This is a genomic window from Amycolatopsis acididurans (assembly GCF_012328925.1).
GTDB lineage: Bacteria > Actinomycetota > Actinomycetes > Mycobacteriales > Pseudonocardiaceae > Amycolatopsis_E > Amycolatopsis_E acididurans.
In genome coordinates this window covers 127300-142139 of sequence record NZ_JAAXLS010000001.1, presented here as the reverse complement: position 1 = coordinate 142139, position 14840 = coordinate 127300, and the positions used below count along the sequence as shown (strand labels likewise).

At 70.4% G+C, this 14840-nt stretch carries 15 protein-coding genes; 4 read left to right on the top strand and 11 right to left on the bottom strand.

Features of this window, described 5'->3' with window-relative positions; translation table 11 throughout:
• Positions 1-393, top strand: a complete 393-nt coding sequence (locus HFP15_RS00685; protein WP_168510261.1) for a hypothetical protein — start codon at positions 1-3, stop codon at positions 391-393.
• Between the two features lie 659 nt (positions 394-1052).
• Positions 1053-1721, top strand: coding sequence for a peptide deformylase (locus HFP15_RS00680; protein ID WP_312871351.1), 669 nt, complete (start codon positions 1053-1055; stop codon positions 1719-1721).
• Here HFP15_RS00680 and HFP15_RS00675 read toward each other — a convergent pair.
• The 7 genes from HFP15_RS00675 to HFP15_RS00645 form a co-directional block, all read right to left on the bottom strand.
• Complete coding sequence (locus HFP15_RS00675; RefSeq protein WP_168510257.1) at positions 1685-2098, bottom strand: aconitase X swivel domain-containing protein; 414 nt, start codon at positions 2096-2098, stop codon at positions 1685-1687. The two genes, HFP15_RS00680 and HFP15_RS00675, sit on opposite strands and share 37 nt — an antisense overlap.
• Entirely contained in the window at positions 2095-3372 is a 1278-nt protein-coding gene (locus tag HFP15_RS00670) for an aconitase X (protein WP_168510255.1), read from the bottom strand. Before HFP15_RS00670 ends, HFP15_RS00675 begins: the two co-directional genes overlap by 4 nt.
• Positions 3369-4703, bottom strand: a complete 1335-nt coding sequence (locus HFP15_RS00665; protein ID WP_168510253.1) for an MFS transporter — start codon at positions 4701-4703, stop codon at positions 3369-3371. Before HFP15_RS00665 ends, HFP15_RS00670 begins: the two co-directional genes overlap by 4 nt.
• 24 nt (positions 4704-4727) lie before the next feature.
• Positions 4728-6359: a dihydroxy-acid dehydratase gene (locus tag HFP15_RS00660; protein WP_168510251.1), complete on the bottom strand. Its 1632-nt coding sequence runs from the start codon at positions 6357-6359 to the stop codon at positions 4728-4730.
• A 12-nt stretch (positions 6360-6371) separates the two neighbouring features.
• A complete protein-coding gene (locus tag HFP15_RS00655) occupies positions 6372-7661 on the bottom strand; it encodes an FAD-dependent oxidoreductase (protein ID WP_168510249.1) in 1290 nt (429 codons plus the stop codon).
• 71 nt (positions 7662-7732) lie between these two features.
• A complete protein-coding gene (locus HFP15_RS00650) occupies positions 7733-8683 on the bottom strand; it encodes a LysR family transcriptional regulator (RefSeq protein WP_168510247.1) in 951 nt (316 codons plus the stop codon).
• Between the two features lie 20 nt (positions 8684-8703).
• Entirely contained in the window at positions 8704-9465 is a 762-nt protein-coding gene (locus HFP15_RS00645) for an IclR family transcriptional regulator (RefSeq protein WP_168510245.1), read from the bottom strand.
• 146 nt (positions 9466-9611) lie between these two features.
• Between HFP15_RS00645 and HFP15_RS00640 the strand changes: the two genes are divergently transcribed.
• Together HFP15_RS00640 and HFP15_RS00635 are read left to right on the top strand one after the other, a co-directional pair.
• A complete protein-coding gene (locus HFP15_RS00640; RefSeq protein ID WP_210716663.1) occupies positions 9612-10307 on the top strand; it encodes a CoA transferase subunit A in 696 nt (231 codons plus the stop codon).
• Between the two features lie 4 nt (positions 10308-10311).
• A complete protein-coding gene (locus HFP15_RS00635) occupies positions 10312-10941 on the top strand; it encodes a CoA transferase subunit B (RefSeq protein ID WP_168510241.1) in 630 nt (209 codons plus the stop codon).
• A gap of 88 nt (positions 10942-11029) precedes the next feature.
• Here the strand turns inward: HFP15_RS00635 and HFP15_RS00630 are convergent, their stop codons facing one another.
• From HFP15_RS00630 to HFP15_RS00615, 4 genes are read right to left on the bottom strand one after another with little or no spacing between them, the layout of a single operon-like run.
• Positions 11030-11665, bottom strand: a complete 636-nt coding sequence (locus tag HFP15_RS00630; protein WP_168511215.1) for an alpha/beta hydrolase — start codon at positions 11663-11665, stop codon at positions 11030-11032.
• Positions 11666-11670: 5 nt separating this feature from the next.
• The gene (locus HFP15_RS00625) at positions 11671-12843 is read right to left on the bottom strand and encodes an acyl-CoA dehydrogenase family protein (RefSeq protein ID WP_168510239.1); all 1173 of its coding nucleotides are present in this window, start codon (positions 12841-12843) and stop codon (positions 11671-11673) included.
• Between the two features lie 6 nt (positions 12844-12849).
• Positions 12850-13785 (bottom strand): alpha/beta fold hydrolase, encoded by a 936-nt coding sequence (locus tag HFP15_RS00620; protein ID WP_210716585.1) that lies wholly within the window; start codon positions 13783-13785, stop codon positions 12850-12852.
• A gap of 10 nt (positions 13786-13795) precedes the next feature.
• A complete protein-coding gene (locus HFP15_RS00615) occupies positions 13796-14749 on the bottom strand; it encodes a VOC family protein (protein ID WP_168510237.1) in 954 nt (317 codons plus the stop codon).
• Positions 14750-14840 lie beyond the last annotated feature (91 nt).

Below are 14840 nucleotides of genomic sequence, written 5' to 3'. Positions count from 1 at the left end.
GTGACCATCTGGACCGACGTGATCAACTACGTGCGCGTGCGGTACGAGGTGCTGGAGGAACGGGGCGACTGGCTGCGCTTCCGGCTCGACACCGGGGACAGCCGTTCCCAGCAGGTCACCGTGCACCACCTGCCCGAGCACGACGGCGCGGAGTGGGCCGAGATCTCCTCCGCGGTCGGCTGGGCCGACAAGATCGACCTGCGCCGCCTGCTCGAACTCGCGGGCTCGACCAGCGTCGGCGGCGCCGCCGTGGTCGACGGTGTCGCGCTGATCAAGCACATGGTGCCGCTGACGTCGCTGCACATCCAGGAGGAGTTCGAGCGCCCGATGCGCTCGGTCGCCGCCAAGGCCGACGAGTTCGAGCACAAGCTCTCGGCAAGCGACGAGTTCTAACCCCACCCGCGAGTCCAGCTCTGGCCGCGCCCGAGTCGAGGTTTGGATACGCGCGAGTCGGGGTTTCGCTGCGGCCGAGTCGGGGTTTGAGCGCGGCCAAGTCGGGCGTCGAACGCGCGAGTTGAGGTTTCGCTGCGGCCGAGTCGAGGTTTAAGCGCGCCCGAGTTCAGGGTTGAGCGCGCCAGTTCGGCGTCGGCTGGGCGCGAGTTCGGCTATGGATGCGCGCAAGTCGGGCGTCGAACGCGCGAGTTGGGCGTCGGGTGGGCGCGAGTCCAGGGTTGCGCGCGCCCGAGTTCGGCTTTCGGCGCGCACGTTGGGGTTTGGGCGCGCGCGAGTTGAGCGCTCGGTGGGCGAGTGCGGCCTCGCCTCCCGCACGTGCCGCGCCCACGATCGGGCGCGCTCGTCGCAGGCGGGGTCCTCCCACAGCCCGAGCGGGTGCACGATCCATGGCACTCCCGGTTCGTCATCGGCCGGATCTCGCGGCCGCTACCTCGCCGGTTCCAGCGCGAGCGGCGGAGCCACGACCCCATGTCAGGTGGCCGGCACCGGTCCGCCGGTCCCGTTCCGACGCCGAGCGGACACAATGGACACACCCGACAGTGATCTCCAGCGAGGTACTAGAGTCGGAAGACCCGAAATGGCAAGGAAAGGCTCCGCCCGTGACGTCTCTCGGTGACCTGGTCGACACACTGCTCGCCGGTGCCTCGCCCGCGCCGATCGTGACGGCGGGCGATCCCGTGCTGCGGCGGCCCGCGCTGCCTTACGACGGGCAGCTTTCCGCCGCACAACTGGACGGCCTGCTCGCCCTGATGCGCACGACGATGAACGAGGCGCCGGGTGTCGGGCTGGCCGCGCCGCAGATCGGGGTGCCGTTGCGGATCGCCGTCATCGAGGATCCCGCGCCCGGGCCGGCGGAGGTGCTGCGGGCACGCCGCCGGGTGCCGCAGCCGTTCCGCGTGCTGGTCAATCCTCGCTACGAGGCGGCGGGTCCCGGTGTGGCGGCGTTCTTCGAAGGATGCCTGAGCGTCCCGGGCTGGCAGGCGGTCACCGCGCGGCTCGAGCGCGTGCGGCTGCGCGGCCAGGACGAGACCGGCCGCGAACTCGACGAGGTGGCCGAGGGCTGGCCGGCGCGCATCGTCCAGCACGAGACCGACCACCTCGACGGCATGCTCTACCTCGACCGGGCGGAAATGCGCTCGCTGTCGGCGAACGCGCACGTCCTCGACCGCTGGTCGCAGCCCACCCCCGAAGCCGCCGCCGAGGCACTCGGCTTTTCCTTGCCCACCAGCGTTCAGGGCCGCGCGGGCTCGACCTCCACCACCCCGTGATCGGCGTCGATGCGCACGCGGTCACCGGTACGGATCACCGACACCGGGTCGATGTCGAAATCGCTCATCGCCGGAACCCTGGTCACCACGGCGCCGAGCGCGGCCTTCGTCGTGGTGACGGTGAACAGCAGGCCGAGCGGCGCCGTGCCGAGCAGCCGGGTGGACTGGAAGAACCCGGACCAGCCCGAAGAGCCCTTCGCGCCGGGGAAAACCAGGATCTTGCCGGTGAAGCACACCCCGGACAGCTCGTGCCGCCGTTCGATGATCGTGCCGGTCGCCGGGTCGATGCCGCCCCAGCCGGAGATGGTTTCGTGCGACACGAGTGCCTCGCCCTCCACAATTCCCGGCACGACCGTGCGCCCGCGCAACGTGATCACGTCAGCTCACCCCGCCAGCGCCCGGTGACGGCCGCGTCCACACAGTCCTCCAGCGAGCCGAACCACGCCTCGATGCCGAGGATCGCGGGCAGATAGTGCGCCTGCTTGGCCGAGTCCGTCGCGAACACCTTCGTGCCGGGCGGTGCGGCACGCGACATCGCCGGGCACGAGTCGGCGAGCAGTTTCCCTCCCGCCGCCTCGATCACCGCGGTGTAGCCGCTGCGGTCCGCCACCGCCTTCAACGCTCGTGGCACCATGATCCACAGCTGGGTGCCGTCGTGCAAACGCTTGCCGTCCAGCGCTTTCGCGGCGGCACGGATCTGGTCGACCGAGGCGTGCGGGCAGCCCAGCAGCACGAAATCGACGTCGGTCGAGCTGCCCTGGTTGTTGAGCGTCTCGTAAACCGCCAGCCGCTCCTTCTGTCCATAGTGGATCGCATCCGGCATCCGGCCGCGGAAGGCGGCTTCGACGGTCGGCGCTTCCGGCGTGATCCCCGGCAGGTGATAGAGCTCCACACCACCCGACGAAGCCGCGGCGGCGCCGAAATGCTTGAGGTCCACCAGATCCGGATGCGCGAACTCGCCGGTCACGACGGGCCGCTCGTCCTGCACGAGCCCGCCCGCGAAGTAGCCGAGCATGCCCCAGTCCTGGAAGTCCCGCACGCCCTCGTCCACATGGATGAGGTGAGTACCGAACCGGTTCTCCGGTAGATGGTTGCCCCAGCAGGGAATCTTGCCGGTCAGCGACGCCGCGCCGGTGGACGCGCCGCCCTCGCAGTTGGTGCGCGCACCGATCACCGAGTTGCAGTACACGACCGCGGAGGACTCCATCCACGCGCAGTGCTCGCCGCGTACCGGGAGGTTGCCCACCTGGTACGGGGTGCACGTGGCGAGGATGTTGACGCCCCGCCGGCCGTAGAACGCCTCGGCGTCGGTCTGCAGCTCGACGAACTCCTGGGGGTACGGGGCGATCCCGGCCGAATCGGGGCCGAAACCCTGCTGCAGCTGACAGGTCGGCACCCTCATGTCCGGGATCTCCAACTCGGCGTCGGAGTCGAGGTTGAGCACCGCGAAGGCCTTGTGCCAGCCGCCTTCGGCGACGAGTTTCGCCTTCACCGGCGAGGGCTGCGTGGTGGTGCCCGCGACGTTTCGCGTGTCGCACAGGCGTTGCGCGTCCAGCGCCTCCCCGTAGCGGATGAGCAGGTCCATGGCCGCGGCGACGGCGGGCCCCTCGGCGCCGTCGCGCATCGCCTTCTCCTCGTCGGTGAGGATCACCGCGCTACCTCCTCCCGGGCCGCCGTCACCGCCGGGACGGGAGCGTTGGTCTCCGGGCCGCGGCGCACGGCGGCGAACATCAGCAGGCCGCCGAAGACGATGAGCACGATCGGGGTGAACTCGTAGGGCATGAACGAGCTGAGCGCGAGCAGCCAGAAGGTGTAGAGCCCCGGCAGGATCAGGCCGAACATGTAGCCGATGCCGTAGCCGCTGGCGCGCACCGAGGCGGGGAACCGTTCGTTGAGGTACACCAGGATCACGCCGAGCGGCGCCGAGGGCAGCACCTTCGCGATCACCGCGATCAGCCCGATGAGCCACACCGGGGCGCCGGCCCGCGCGGCCACCGTCAGCAGTGCGAACGCGCCGGCGACCACGAACGCCAGCACCAGCGCCCAGCGCATCAGCAGCGCGCGCCGCCCGATCCGCTGCCCGAGGGCGGCGACCGCCATGATCGCCACGATCGTGAGCACCGAGCTGATGATCTCCACGGTGGTCGACATCCGCGGGCTCTGGTCCAGCACCTGCACCAGCAGCGTCGGCAGGAACGACACCGACATCTGCGTGGCGAACCAGTAGCCGCAGGTGAACAGGAACACGCTGACGATCAGGCGGCGGTGCGTGGTGAACAGTTCGACCACCGGCTGGCGCTTCGTGCGGCGCCCCTCGAAGAGCGTGTCGTCCTCCTTCACGCGGCGGTAGTGCCACAGGTAGACCAGCCCGAGCACGAACCCGAGGAAGAACGGGATGCGCCAGCCCCAGGACAGGAAACCACTGTGCGGCAGCACGTCGAGCATGCCGAGCAGCAGCAGGTTGATCACGAGGAACGAGCCGGGCGCGCCGACGCCGATGAGCCCGCCCACGCGGCCGCGCCGCGTGGGATTCGCCTGTTCCAGCGCGAGCGGGATCGGGGCGGCGTATCCGCCGGCGAGGAAGATGCCGCCGATCAGCCGGAGCACGGCGAAGATCGCGATCGCGCCGTAGCCCCAGGATCCGTAGCCGGGCAGCAGGCCGATCAGCAGCGTGACGATCGTGAAGCCCCAGCCGCTGATCATGGTGACGGGTTTGCGGCCGATGCGGTCGGACAGGTTGCCGAAGAGGACGCTGCCGATGGGCCGCGCGACGAGGCCGACGGTGAACAGCAGCGTCGTGAAGGTCGCGCGGACCTCGGCGGGCAGGTGCGCGGGCATGAAGTACGCCATCGCCGCGGGCAGCACGAGCGCGGGCAGGTAGACGTCGAAACTGTCGACGAACATCGAGAACGCCCCGCCGCGCGCGGAACGCCGTTCGTCGGCTTCGGTGATCACGGTGGTGGGTTTGCCGGGCAGCGTCATTGCCGTCCTCCGGTGGTTGGGGTGTCAGGGACGGAGAACCGCTCCGTCTTCAAGGGGCCGCACGGTGCGGCGGTAGATGGAGAGCCAGCCGGTCTCGGCGTGCTCACGGGCGGACCGGGGGTCGCGGCCGGTGACGTCGGCGAGCAGGTCACAGGTGCGGCGCGGCAAGTCGACGTGCACGGTGTCGCCGTCGCGGACCAGGGCGAGCGGCCCGCCGTCGGCGGCTTCCGGTCTCGCCTCGCCGACCACGATGCCGCGGTTGACCAGGCCGGACAGCTGCCCGTCGGTCACCACGGCGACCTTCCCGGTCAGCCCGGCGCGGTCGAGCGCGAACACGATCTGCGAGGCCATGCCCATCCCGGGTCGGCCGCGCGGGCCGAGGCCCCGCAGCACGACGACGTCACCGGCGACGATCCGGTCGGCACCGAGCGCGGCGACGGCGTCCTCCTGCGCCTCGAAACACCGTGCCGGACCGGTGAACGCGGCCGGGCGCTCGTCGTCCACGGCGAGTTTCACGATTCCGCCCGCCGGGGTGAGCGAACCTCGTACCACGACGATGAGCGGCTCTGTCGCGAAAGGACGGTCACGAGGGCGGATGACCTCGGGGTCGACCACCGGCGCGGGGTTCTGCCCCACCGTCCGCCCGGACACGGTCAGCGGCGCCGGATCGATCAGGTCGCCGAGTTGCCGCAGCACCGCGGCCGCGCCGCCGGCGGCCTCGAACTGTTCGATCGTGTGCGGCCCGTTCGGCCGGACCGCCGAGAGCACCGGTGTGGTCGCGCCCAGTTCGGCGTACCGGCCGAGCACATCGATGTCCACTTCGGACTCTTCGGCGACGGCCTGCAGGTGCTTGATCGTGTTGATCGACGCGCCGATCGCCAGCGCCACCCGGACCGCGTTGGTGAACGCTGCCTCGGTGAGCACCTGGCGGGGCCGCAGATCCTCGCCGATCATCTCCACGATGCGCGCCGCGGCCGCGTCGGCCGCGGCCCACATGGCGGGTGAGTTCGCGGCGACCGGCGTGGTGCCGGGCAGCGCCATGCCGAGTGCCTCGGCGACGATGTGCATCGAGTTCGCGGTGCCCATACCGGGACACACCCCGGGCCCGCCGATCGCGGTCTCGCTCATCTCGGTCAACTCGTCCACTGTGGACGAACCGCAGGCGTGCAGGAACACGTCCTCGATATCGCAGTGCCCACCGCGGAAACACCCGCTGGGCTGGTATCCGCACGCGACGAGCAGCGTGGGAACGTTCAGCCGGCCGGCCGCCATCAGCTGCGCCGGCGCGGTCTTGTCGCAGCTGGCGAGGCAGATCATGCCGTCGAGCTGCGCGCCTTCCACGGCGACCTCGATGTCGTTCACGATCAGGTCGCGCGCGGAGAGGATGTATCCGCCGCCGTGACCGGCGGAGTGGATGAAATCGCTCGGCGCGGTGGTGCGCACCTCGAACCCGAGCCCACCCGCCGCCGCGACGCCCTTCTTGATCCGCGCCGCGATCTCGTCCAGGTGACTGAAGCAGATCGCCAGATCCGAGGAGGAGTTGACGATCGCGATCTTCGGTTTGCGCAGGTCGTCGTCGGTGAGCCCCAGTGCCCGCCACTGCGCCCGGCGGGTCGCCCAGCGCACCGTGCCGGGTGGGAAATCGCTGCGTACCACGGGATTCTCCGATCAGCCGTCGAGATTGGCGGTCAGCCGGGCAGCCAGTTCGGCATGGTCGATGTCGTGCACGCTGTCCTTGCCCGCCAGCTCCAGCGCATGCGCCGCCGCCATGCCCATCGCCCCGCACGGCCCCATCACGCGCACGCTCGACAACGCCGCCGCGTCGCCGTCCACACAGCGCCCGGCGACCAGCAGGTTGTGCGCCTCGGGCGGGGTCATCGACCGCAGCGGCACGTAGTGCAGGTGGTCGGCGTCGAAGGTCTCCCACACGTAGCCCTCGGCGGTGTCGTGCAGCTCGACCGGCCACGCCGTGCGCGCGACCGCGTCGGGAAAGCGGGTGCCCGCCCGGACTTCGCCGATCGTCAGCTGGTGCGCCCCCTGCGCCCACCGTGTCTGGCGACGGCCGGGAAGCCCGTAGGCGCGCACGCGCGCGCGGGCGAAGGCCTCGGGAAACTCCGCGCGCAGGAAGTCCACCACGCGGTCGGCCTGCGCCTTGCCTTCGAGCTGCGCGCGGGCCGCGGCGACGGGTTCCAGCGGGGCCTCGATGTGGGTCATGTTCAGCACGGCCGTGCCGCGAGAGGGGAAGTAGAACGCGAGCCCGTCGTGACGGCGCAGCCCGTACTGCTCGGCCTTGGCGCCCACCCGTTCGGCGAGGTCGTCCGGTTCCGGTTTGCCGTCCTCGTCCACGTGCTCGACCACGAGCTGCTGGGAGCCGTAGATCTCGCGCTCGGGCAGCCGGCACGGCAGCCCCGCCTCCCACACCAGCGAGGCGTCGCCGCTGGCGTCGGTGAACCCGAGCGCGCTGACCTCGACGCTGCCGTAGCGGGTGGCGAAGGTGACCGACTCGACGCGCCCGCCGTCGCGGACGACGCCGGTGATCGACGCGCCGGTGATCACCTGGATGCCCAGCTCCGACACCGTGTTCTCGACCCAGCGCCCCAGCACGACCTCGTCGTAGCCCACCGTCATGGTGTGGCGCCGGGTGTAGAACACGTCCCCGGTTTCGCCGAGATCGCGGAAGATGTCGTCGAAGATGCCGTGGGTGAGCTGGCGGTACTCCGGCGCGTTGCCGAAAACGCCACAGAACAGCCCGATCAGCGAGTTGACCATCTGCCCGCCCAGCACCGGCAGTGCGTCCACGAGCACGACGTCGCGGCCCAGCCGGGCGGATTCGATCGCGGCCGACAGGCCCGCGATGCCGGCGCCGACCACGCAGACGTCGGCGGTCACCCGGTGGGTCGCCGGTCCGGCCGGTTTGCGCACGGTGCGGACCTTGAGTTCGGTGAGGGGATGCGGCATGGCTCACACGCTAGGAGCCCGATCGCCGCTCGCGGAAATAGACAATTGTGCTGCGCGGCGATCAGCCCGGTTTATACCGCCAGGTCGGCGGCCAGCGCGACCAGCGACTCACGCAGCCAGCGGTGCGCCGGATCGCCGTCGTAACCGGCGTGCCACCACAGCCGTTCCACGATCGGCTCCGGGTCGCCGGGGCAGGGCAGCACCCGCAGCCCGAGCGGGCCCGCGACCCGCGTGGCGAGCCGTTCCTGCAGCAACGCGACGCGCTCGGTGCCCGCCACGAAATGCGGCACCGCCTGGTAGCTCTCGACCCGGATCTGGATGCGTGGCTGGATCCCGAACAGCACGAGCTGGCGGCTCATCGGCGCCGCCGGCGGGAAACCGCGGTCGGGCTGGAACGGCGCGACCCACGGCATCCCCGCCAGGTCCTCCAGGCTGACCGGGCCGCCGGCCAGGTGCGGGTTCGCGGGGTCGGCGACGACCACCCAGCGGTCGGTGAACAGCTCCACCGACCGCACCTCGGGCAGGTCGAACCGGCTCACCGGGGGCGCGACCATGCCGTCGATGAACCGGATCGTGGTCGCGATGTCGGCCGCGAACGCCTCCCGCACGAGCCGCACGTGCAGGTGCGTGCCGGGAGCCTGTTCGGCCAGCAGCGTGGACAGGCGCGCGCCCAGCACCTCGACCGTGTAGTCGGCCATGAGCAGTGTGAACTCGCGGCGCGAGGCACCGGGATCGAAGTCGTGACCGGTGCCGAAGAGCCGTTCGGTGGCAGTACAGATGGTCTCGACCTGGTCCGCGAGCTGGATCGCGAGTGCGGAGAGCACGTAGCCGCCGCGGCTGCGCACCAGCAGTTCGTCGTCGAAGTGGCGCCGCAGCCGGGCGAGCGAGGCACTGACGGCGGGCTGGGACACGCCGAGCCGGGCGGCCGCGCGGGTCACGTTCCGCTCGCGGAGCAGCTCCCGCAGGGTCACCAGCAGGTTCAGGTCGAGATTGGCGAGGTGAACCGCGGAATGCCTTGCCACGGTGGAACTATAAACCAGATTTACGCCCGCAGGAGGTTGGTCAGCGCGTGCGCCTCCTTCAGCAGCAGCGCACCCAGCTCGGGCCGGCGCTCGTCGCGGAAGCGGGACTCGACGCCGGTCAGGGTGAGCGCCCACGCCGGTTCGCCCGCCCGGCTGAACACCGTGGCGGCCATGCCCCAGCTGCCCTCGACGACGAGCCCCGGATTGACCGAGTAGCCGGTCTCACGCGTGCGGGCGATCCGCTCCCGTAACGCCTCCGCGCTGTGCGACTGTCCCCAGTGGACGGTCAAATCGGTGCGGCCGAGGTAGTCGTCGACCTCGCGGTCGGGCAGCATCGCCAGCACGACGATACCGGCGGAGACCACGCCGAGCGGGAACCGGGCGCCCTCGTAGAGCACGAACGACCGGATCGGGAACGCGCCGTCCTCGCGCAGCAGGCAGACCGTCTCCTCCCCGCGGCGCGCGGAGAAGAACGCGCTCTCCCCCGTCGCGGCGGCCAGCCGGTGCACGCTCGCGCGCGCGTGCTGGGTGACGTCGTACCGGCGCGCCGCGACCTCGCCCAGCAGGTACAGCTCCGGGCCGAGATACCACAGCCCGTCGCGCTGGTCGCGGTCCACATAGCCCTCGGCGGCGAGCGCGGCCAGCAGCCGGTGCACGGTCGGCCGGGCGAGTCCCGTCGCACGGGCGAGGGCCGAAGTGGCCGCACCCCGGCCCTCGACGCCGGACAGCGCGCGCAGCACCGCGGCGATGCGGCCGGTCACGTGCACGGGAGGGCTGGTCACACAACCGATAGTAGTCCACTCAGTGAACGCGCATCACCGGGACGTTCATCAGGCGAGAGCTTCCTTGACGCCTGACCTGCGCGAGCTTTCACTTCCGGTGTCGCTCATTGAACGGACAGGCTGGGAAGAGAGGTCGCGTGTCCACGATGTATGGCAGCGCCGCCGACGCGCTATCCGACGTGCTGAAGGACGGCATCACGATCGCCGTGGGCGGTTTCGGGTTGTCCGGGAATCCGAACGACCTCATCGAGGCCGTGCGCGACTCCGGGGTACGGGACCTGACGATCGTGTCCAACAACATGGGCGTGGACGGCAAGGGCCTCGGCCTGCTGCTGGAGAACCGCCAGGTGCGCAAGGTGATCGCGTCCTACGTCGGGGAGAACAAGCTGTTCGCGCAGCAGTACCTCGACGGCGAGATCGAGGTCGAGTTCGCGCCGCAGGGCACGCTCGCCGAGCGGATGCGTGCCGGGGGCGCCGGGATTCCCGCGTTCTATACCAAGACCGGGGTGGGCACGCCGATCGCGGAGGGCAAGCCGCACGCCGAGTTCGACGGCGTCACCTACGTGCAGGAGCGCGGGATCGTCGCGGACCTGTCGCTGGTGCACGCGCACACCGCGGACCGCGCGGGCAATCTCGTCTACCGCTACGCCGCGCGCAACTTCAACCCGCTGGTGGCCACGTGCGGCAAGGTCAGCGTCGCCGAGGCCGAGATCGTGCTCGACTCCTTCGTCGACCCGGACCTGGTGATCACGCCCGGTGTGTTCGTCAACCGGCTGATCAAGGCGGCCGAGCGGGTCAAGGAGATCGAGAAGCTGACCGTGCGGCCGAGGGCGGAGGTCTGAGATCATGGGCTGGACACGCGACGAGATGGCCGCGGTCGCGGCGCGGGAACTGCGCGACGGCGACTACGTCAACCTCGGCATCGGGATCCCGACGCTGGTCGCCAACCACGTGCCCCAAGGCGTGCGGGTGACGCTGCAGAGCGAGAACGGCATCCTCGGGCTCGGCCCGTTCCCGATCGAGGGCGAAGAGGACCCGGACCTGATCAACGCGGGCAAGCAGACCGTGACGGTCAATCCGGGTGGCAGCTTCTTCGACTCGGCCACGTCGTTCGCGATGATCCGCGGCGGGCACGTCGACATCGCCCTGCTGGGCGCGCTGCAGGTCGGTGCGAACGGCGATCTGGCGAACTGGACCGTGCCGGGTGCGCTGGTCAAGGGCATGGGCGGCGCGATGGACCTGGTCGCGGGCACCAAGCGGGTCGTGGTGATCACCGATCACATCGCCAAGGACGGCACGCCGAAGATCGTGGAGAAGTGCGATCTGCCGCTGACCGGCGCCGGTGTGGTGGACCGGATCATCACCGATCTGGCGGTGCTCGACGTGACTCCGGAGGGCCTGCGGCTGGTGGAGACCGCTCCGGGCGTGGACGCGGGCGAGATCAAGGAGAAGACGGGCGCGCCGATCATCAACTGAGGCCCGCCACGCCCGCATAGGGATGACCCAGGGGCGGGATTCCGCCGATCTTCGTGGCGGATCGTGGTGTGGCGGGTGGTGACAGGACCTAGGACCCCGGCGCCGCGGGCATCGGCACCACCGAGCCCAGCAACCGCGCCGCGGCCGCGCATGCCTCGCCCGTGATCATGTGCTCGTCGCCGGGGTCGATGCGCAGGTCCACCGACGCACCGGCCTTGGTCAGCACCGCGGCCGTCTCCTCGACGCGCCGGCTGGGCACGAACGGGTCGTGTTCGATGCTGCGCAGCACAACATTCAGTCCGCGCAACGGATTTCCCGCGGGCGGTGGCACGGAGCCCGGGCCGAGGTAGCCGCCGGTGAACAGCGCGGCGCCGCCATAGGCGCGCGGCGCGACAGTGAGCAGGTACTGGCTGAGCAGGCACGCGCCCTGCGAAAAGCCCCACAGCACCACGCGTTCCGGTCCGAAACCCTGTTCGCCCAGGCGTTCCACGCAGGTGCCGATCGTGCTCAGGGAACGGCCCAGCGCGGGCTGGTTGCGCGTCGGCTCGACCAGGAACGGATGCGGATACCAGCTGCTGCCGGGCGCTTCGGGTGCGTAGAACCGGGCGTTGACCGCGCCGAAGCGCGCGGCGGTGTCCCGCATGAATCCGGGGTCCTGGCCGCGGCCGTGCACCGCGAGCACCGCGCACGCCGCCCGGTCCCTCGGCGGGCCCCATTCGAGCATCGCCGTCACCCTTTCAGCTCCAGGAACTCCCAGTGCGCGTCCGGGGCCAGGCCCGCGAGCCACTTTCCGCAGCCCTGCAGCACGCCCGGGCCCGAGGTGACGTGCTGGGTTCCGGCGTGCAGATCGCGGAAGAACCGTTGCAGCGCACCACGTCGCAGCGCCGCCGTGCCCGCCCACTTGTACGCGGCCAGTCCGGCGGCGTGCACCGACCAGGTGGCGTTGTTGAGCATCAGCCGGGTGACCGTCTCCTGCTCGGTCGAGAGCTTCTCGCCGCGATCCAGGGTCGCCTCGTTGTCGGCCCACACCTCCATCGCCCACGCGCGCGCCGCCCGCAGCTTCGCCTCGGCCTGCGCGTACTCGGCGTAGAACTGGTGCGTGTCCACGGTCGCGCCGGGATTGCCGGTCTTCTTCGCGGCGAGGGCGCGCATCTCGTCCAGCATCCTGCGGCCGACGCCGAAGGCCCAGCCGGTGTGGCAGATGCCGGCCATGTTCGCCAGGCCCATGCGGTAGATCGCGCCGCCGAGCCGCACGTCCATCGTGGCGATGGGGTACACGAACTCCTCCGGCACGAACACGTCGTCGACCGTGTAGTCGATGCTCGCGGTGGCGCGCAGGCCCATCACGTCCCAGTTGTCGATCAGTGTGGCCTGTTCGACGGGCAGCGTGAACACCAGCGCCTCGCCGGTTTGCTCGCAGAACGCCGCGGTGTGGATGTGGCTGCACATCGGGATTCCGGACGCGAAATGCCAGTGCCCGCTGATCCGGTAGCCGCCCTCGGCCGTGACGGCCTTGCCCAGTTTCGTGCCCTGCCCGGCGATCAAGGCGTGATGTCCACTTCGGACGTCGGGGAACAGGACACCGGCGGCCTTTTCGCCGAGGTAGGCGGCGGTGGTGCCGGTGACCATCTGCACTGCCATGAACGCCCAGCCCGCGGAGGCGTCGGTGTAGGTGATCTTCGCGATCGTGTCGATCACCTGGCGCGGCGAGAACTCGTAGCCGCCGAGCGCACGCGGAACACCGACCCGGAACGCGCCGGTTTCCTTCAGTGCCTTCGCGGCCTCGTCGGTGAGCCTGCCGATCTCCTCGCCCTGGTCGGCGTTGTCCTCCAGCACCCCGGCGATCCCGTCCAGCCGGGCCATGAGCGCGTCGAACTCGTCGCTGACATGCAGCTGCCCCATGGATCGTCACTCCTTCCCTTGCGCGAGAATCCACTCCAGCACCGGTTTCACGGTGTCGTCCGAATTGGACTCGAAGATCAGGCCGTGGCCGTTGCCGTCGATGCCGTGCTCGGGCAGGTGCAGGCGCTCGGCCAGGGCGCCCGCCCCGCGCAGGAACCCGATGATCTCGCCGGCGAACCCGGCGAACGCCGACGCGCCACCGGTGACCAGTGCGACCGGCAGCCCGTCCAGGCCCGGGATGCGCCGTCCCGGCACGTCTTCCGGGCGCCCGCCGGCCGGGTCGCACGCGACGGGCGCGCTGGTCACGCCCCAGGTCAGCGTGCCCATTCCGGGCAGTTCCGCGAACGGCGGCCCGACGGGTTCGATCGCGGCGATGGCCGCGACGAGGTCCGGCCGGGCGTTCGCGGTCAGCCAGCCGACCGGGCCGCCCAGCGAATGCGTCACCAGCACCGCCCGGCCGGTGCGGTCGAGCAGCCGGGCGAGCCGGTCGGCGTCCATCCGCTGCGATTCCGCGAGGTCCGCGGGCAGCGGTCCCATCGAGGCGAGGAGCTGATCGGGATCGAACTCCCCCGGCGCGAACAACCCGGTCGCGGCCTCGTAGCTCAGCGGCGCACCCATCGGCCCGATCACGTCGGGGTGGTACGGGGAACGCCCGTGCCCGCACCGGTCCACGACGTACACGGCGAAACCCGCCTCCACCATCCGCGTGGCCCAGCCCGGCCGCCCGTCCGGGGTGCCGGTCCAGTCCGTGCCCTGCCCGCCACCGCCGTGCACGAGCACCAGCGGCAGCGGATGGGCCTGGGACAGCGGCGCCTCCCAGGACACGAACATCGGCCCGCGCTGCACCGTCCCGCCCTCGGTTTCCACGCGTTCGCCGGGAATCCAGAACTGCCCACGACGGACGGTCACCTGATGACCGCCCGCCACGTGTGGTGCGCTCATCCGGGCTCTCCTAGATCTCGATCGGCTCCAGCTTCGCGAAGATCTCCTCGCGCCGGTGCTCGAACTGTTCCGGCAGCTGGAATTTCGTGCCCAGCTCCTTAGGCGATTCGTCGCAGGTCCAGCCGCCCTCGGCGTGGGTGACGGCGAGTTCGAACAGCGCACCGCTGGGCGTGCGCACGTAGACGCTCTTGAAGTACTTGCGGTCCTTGAGTTCGGAGATGTCGGTGTAGCCCGCGCCCTCGATGGCGAACTTGACCTCGTCCTGGTTCTCCAGGGTGGCCGCGTTCCACGCGAAGTGGTGGTAGGTGCCCGCGCCGTAACGCCAGGTGCCCTGGTCGTCGGTGCGGTTGTAGGTGATCTCGATGTGGTTGCCCACCTTCTGGTTGCCCACCTGCAGCGCGACGACGTCCCCTTCCTCGGAGAGCTTGCCCTGGGAGAAGAACGAATCCGTGGCGAATTCGAGCATCCGGTCCGGAGTGGACATGTGCACACCGACCCCGTGGATGCCGTGGATCGCGCACTCCGGGGGAACGCCGTAACCGGGATGCCCGGTCCGGTCGTCGCCGGTGTTGCCGACGAACATGTACTCGATGCCCGAGGGATGCCGGAACGCGAGCCGCCGCTGCCCGAACCGTTCGACGTCGGCCACCTCGACGTCGTGCTCGGTCAGCCGCCGGTGCCAGAAGTCGAGCGAATCGTGCGGCACCGACAGCAGCACCTCGCGGGCCTGGTTGGTGCCGCGCTTGCCGAAGAACCCGGCCTGCGCCCACGGGAACGTCGTCACCACGCTGGAGGGATCGCCGTTGGCGTTGGAGTAGTAGAGGTGATAAATCGGCAGCGAGCCGTCGAACAGGACCGTGCGCTTGATGAAGCGCATCCCGAGGACCTTGACGTGGAAATCGACGTCCTCCTGCGCGTGCCCCACCGACAACGTCACGTGATGGGAGCCTTCGAGATAGGCCATGGCAACCTCCGCGTTGAGGGGTACTGCACTGAAAACACTAGGAAGATCCGCGCCGCGAAGGCATTGCGCCAGAGCGCACGACCCTGTCGTG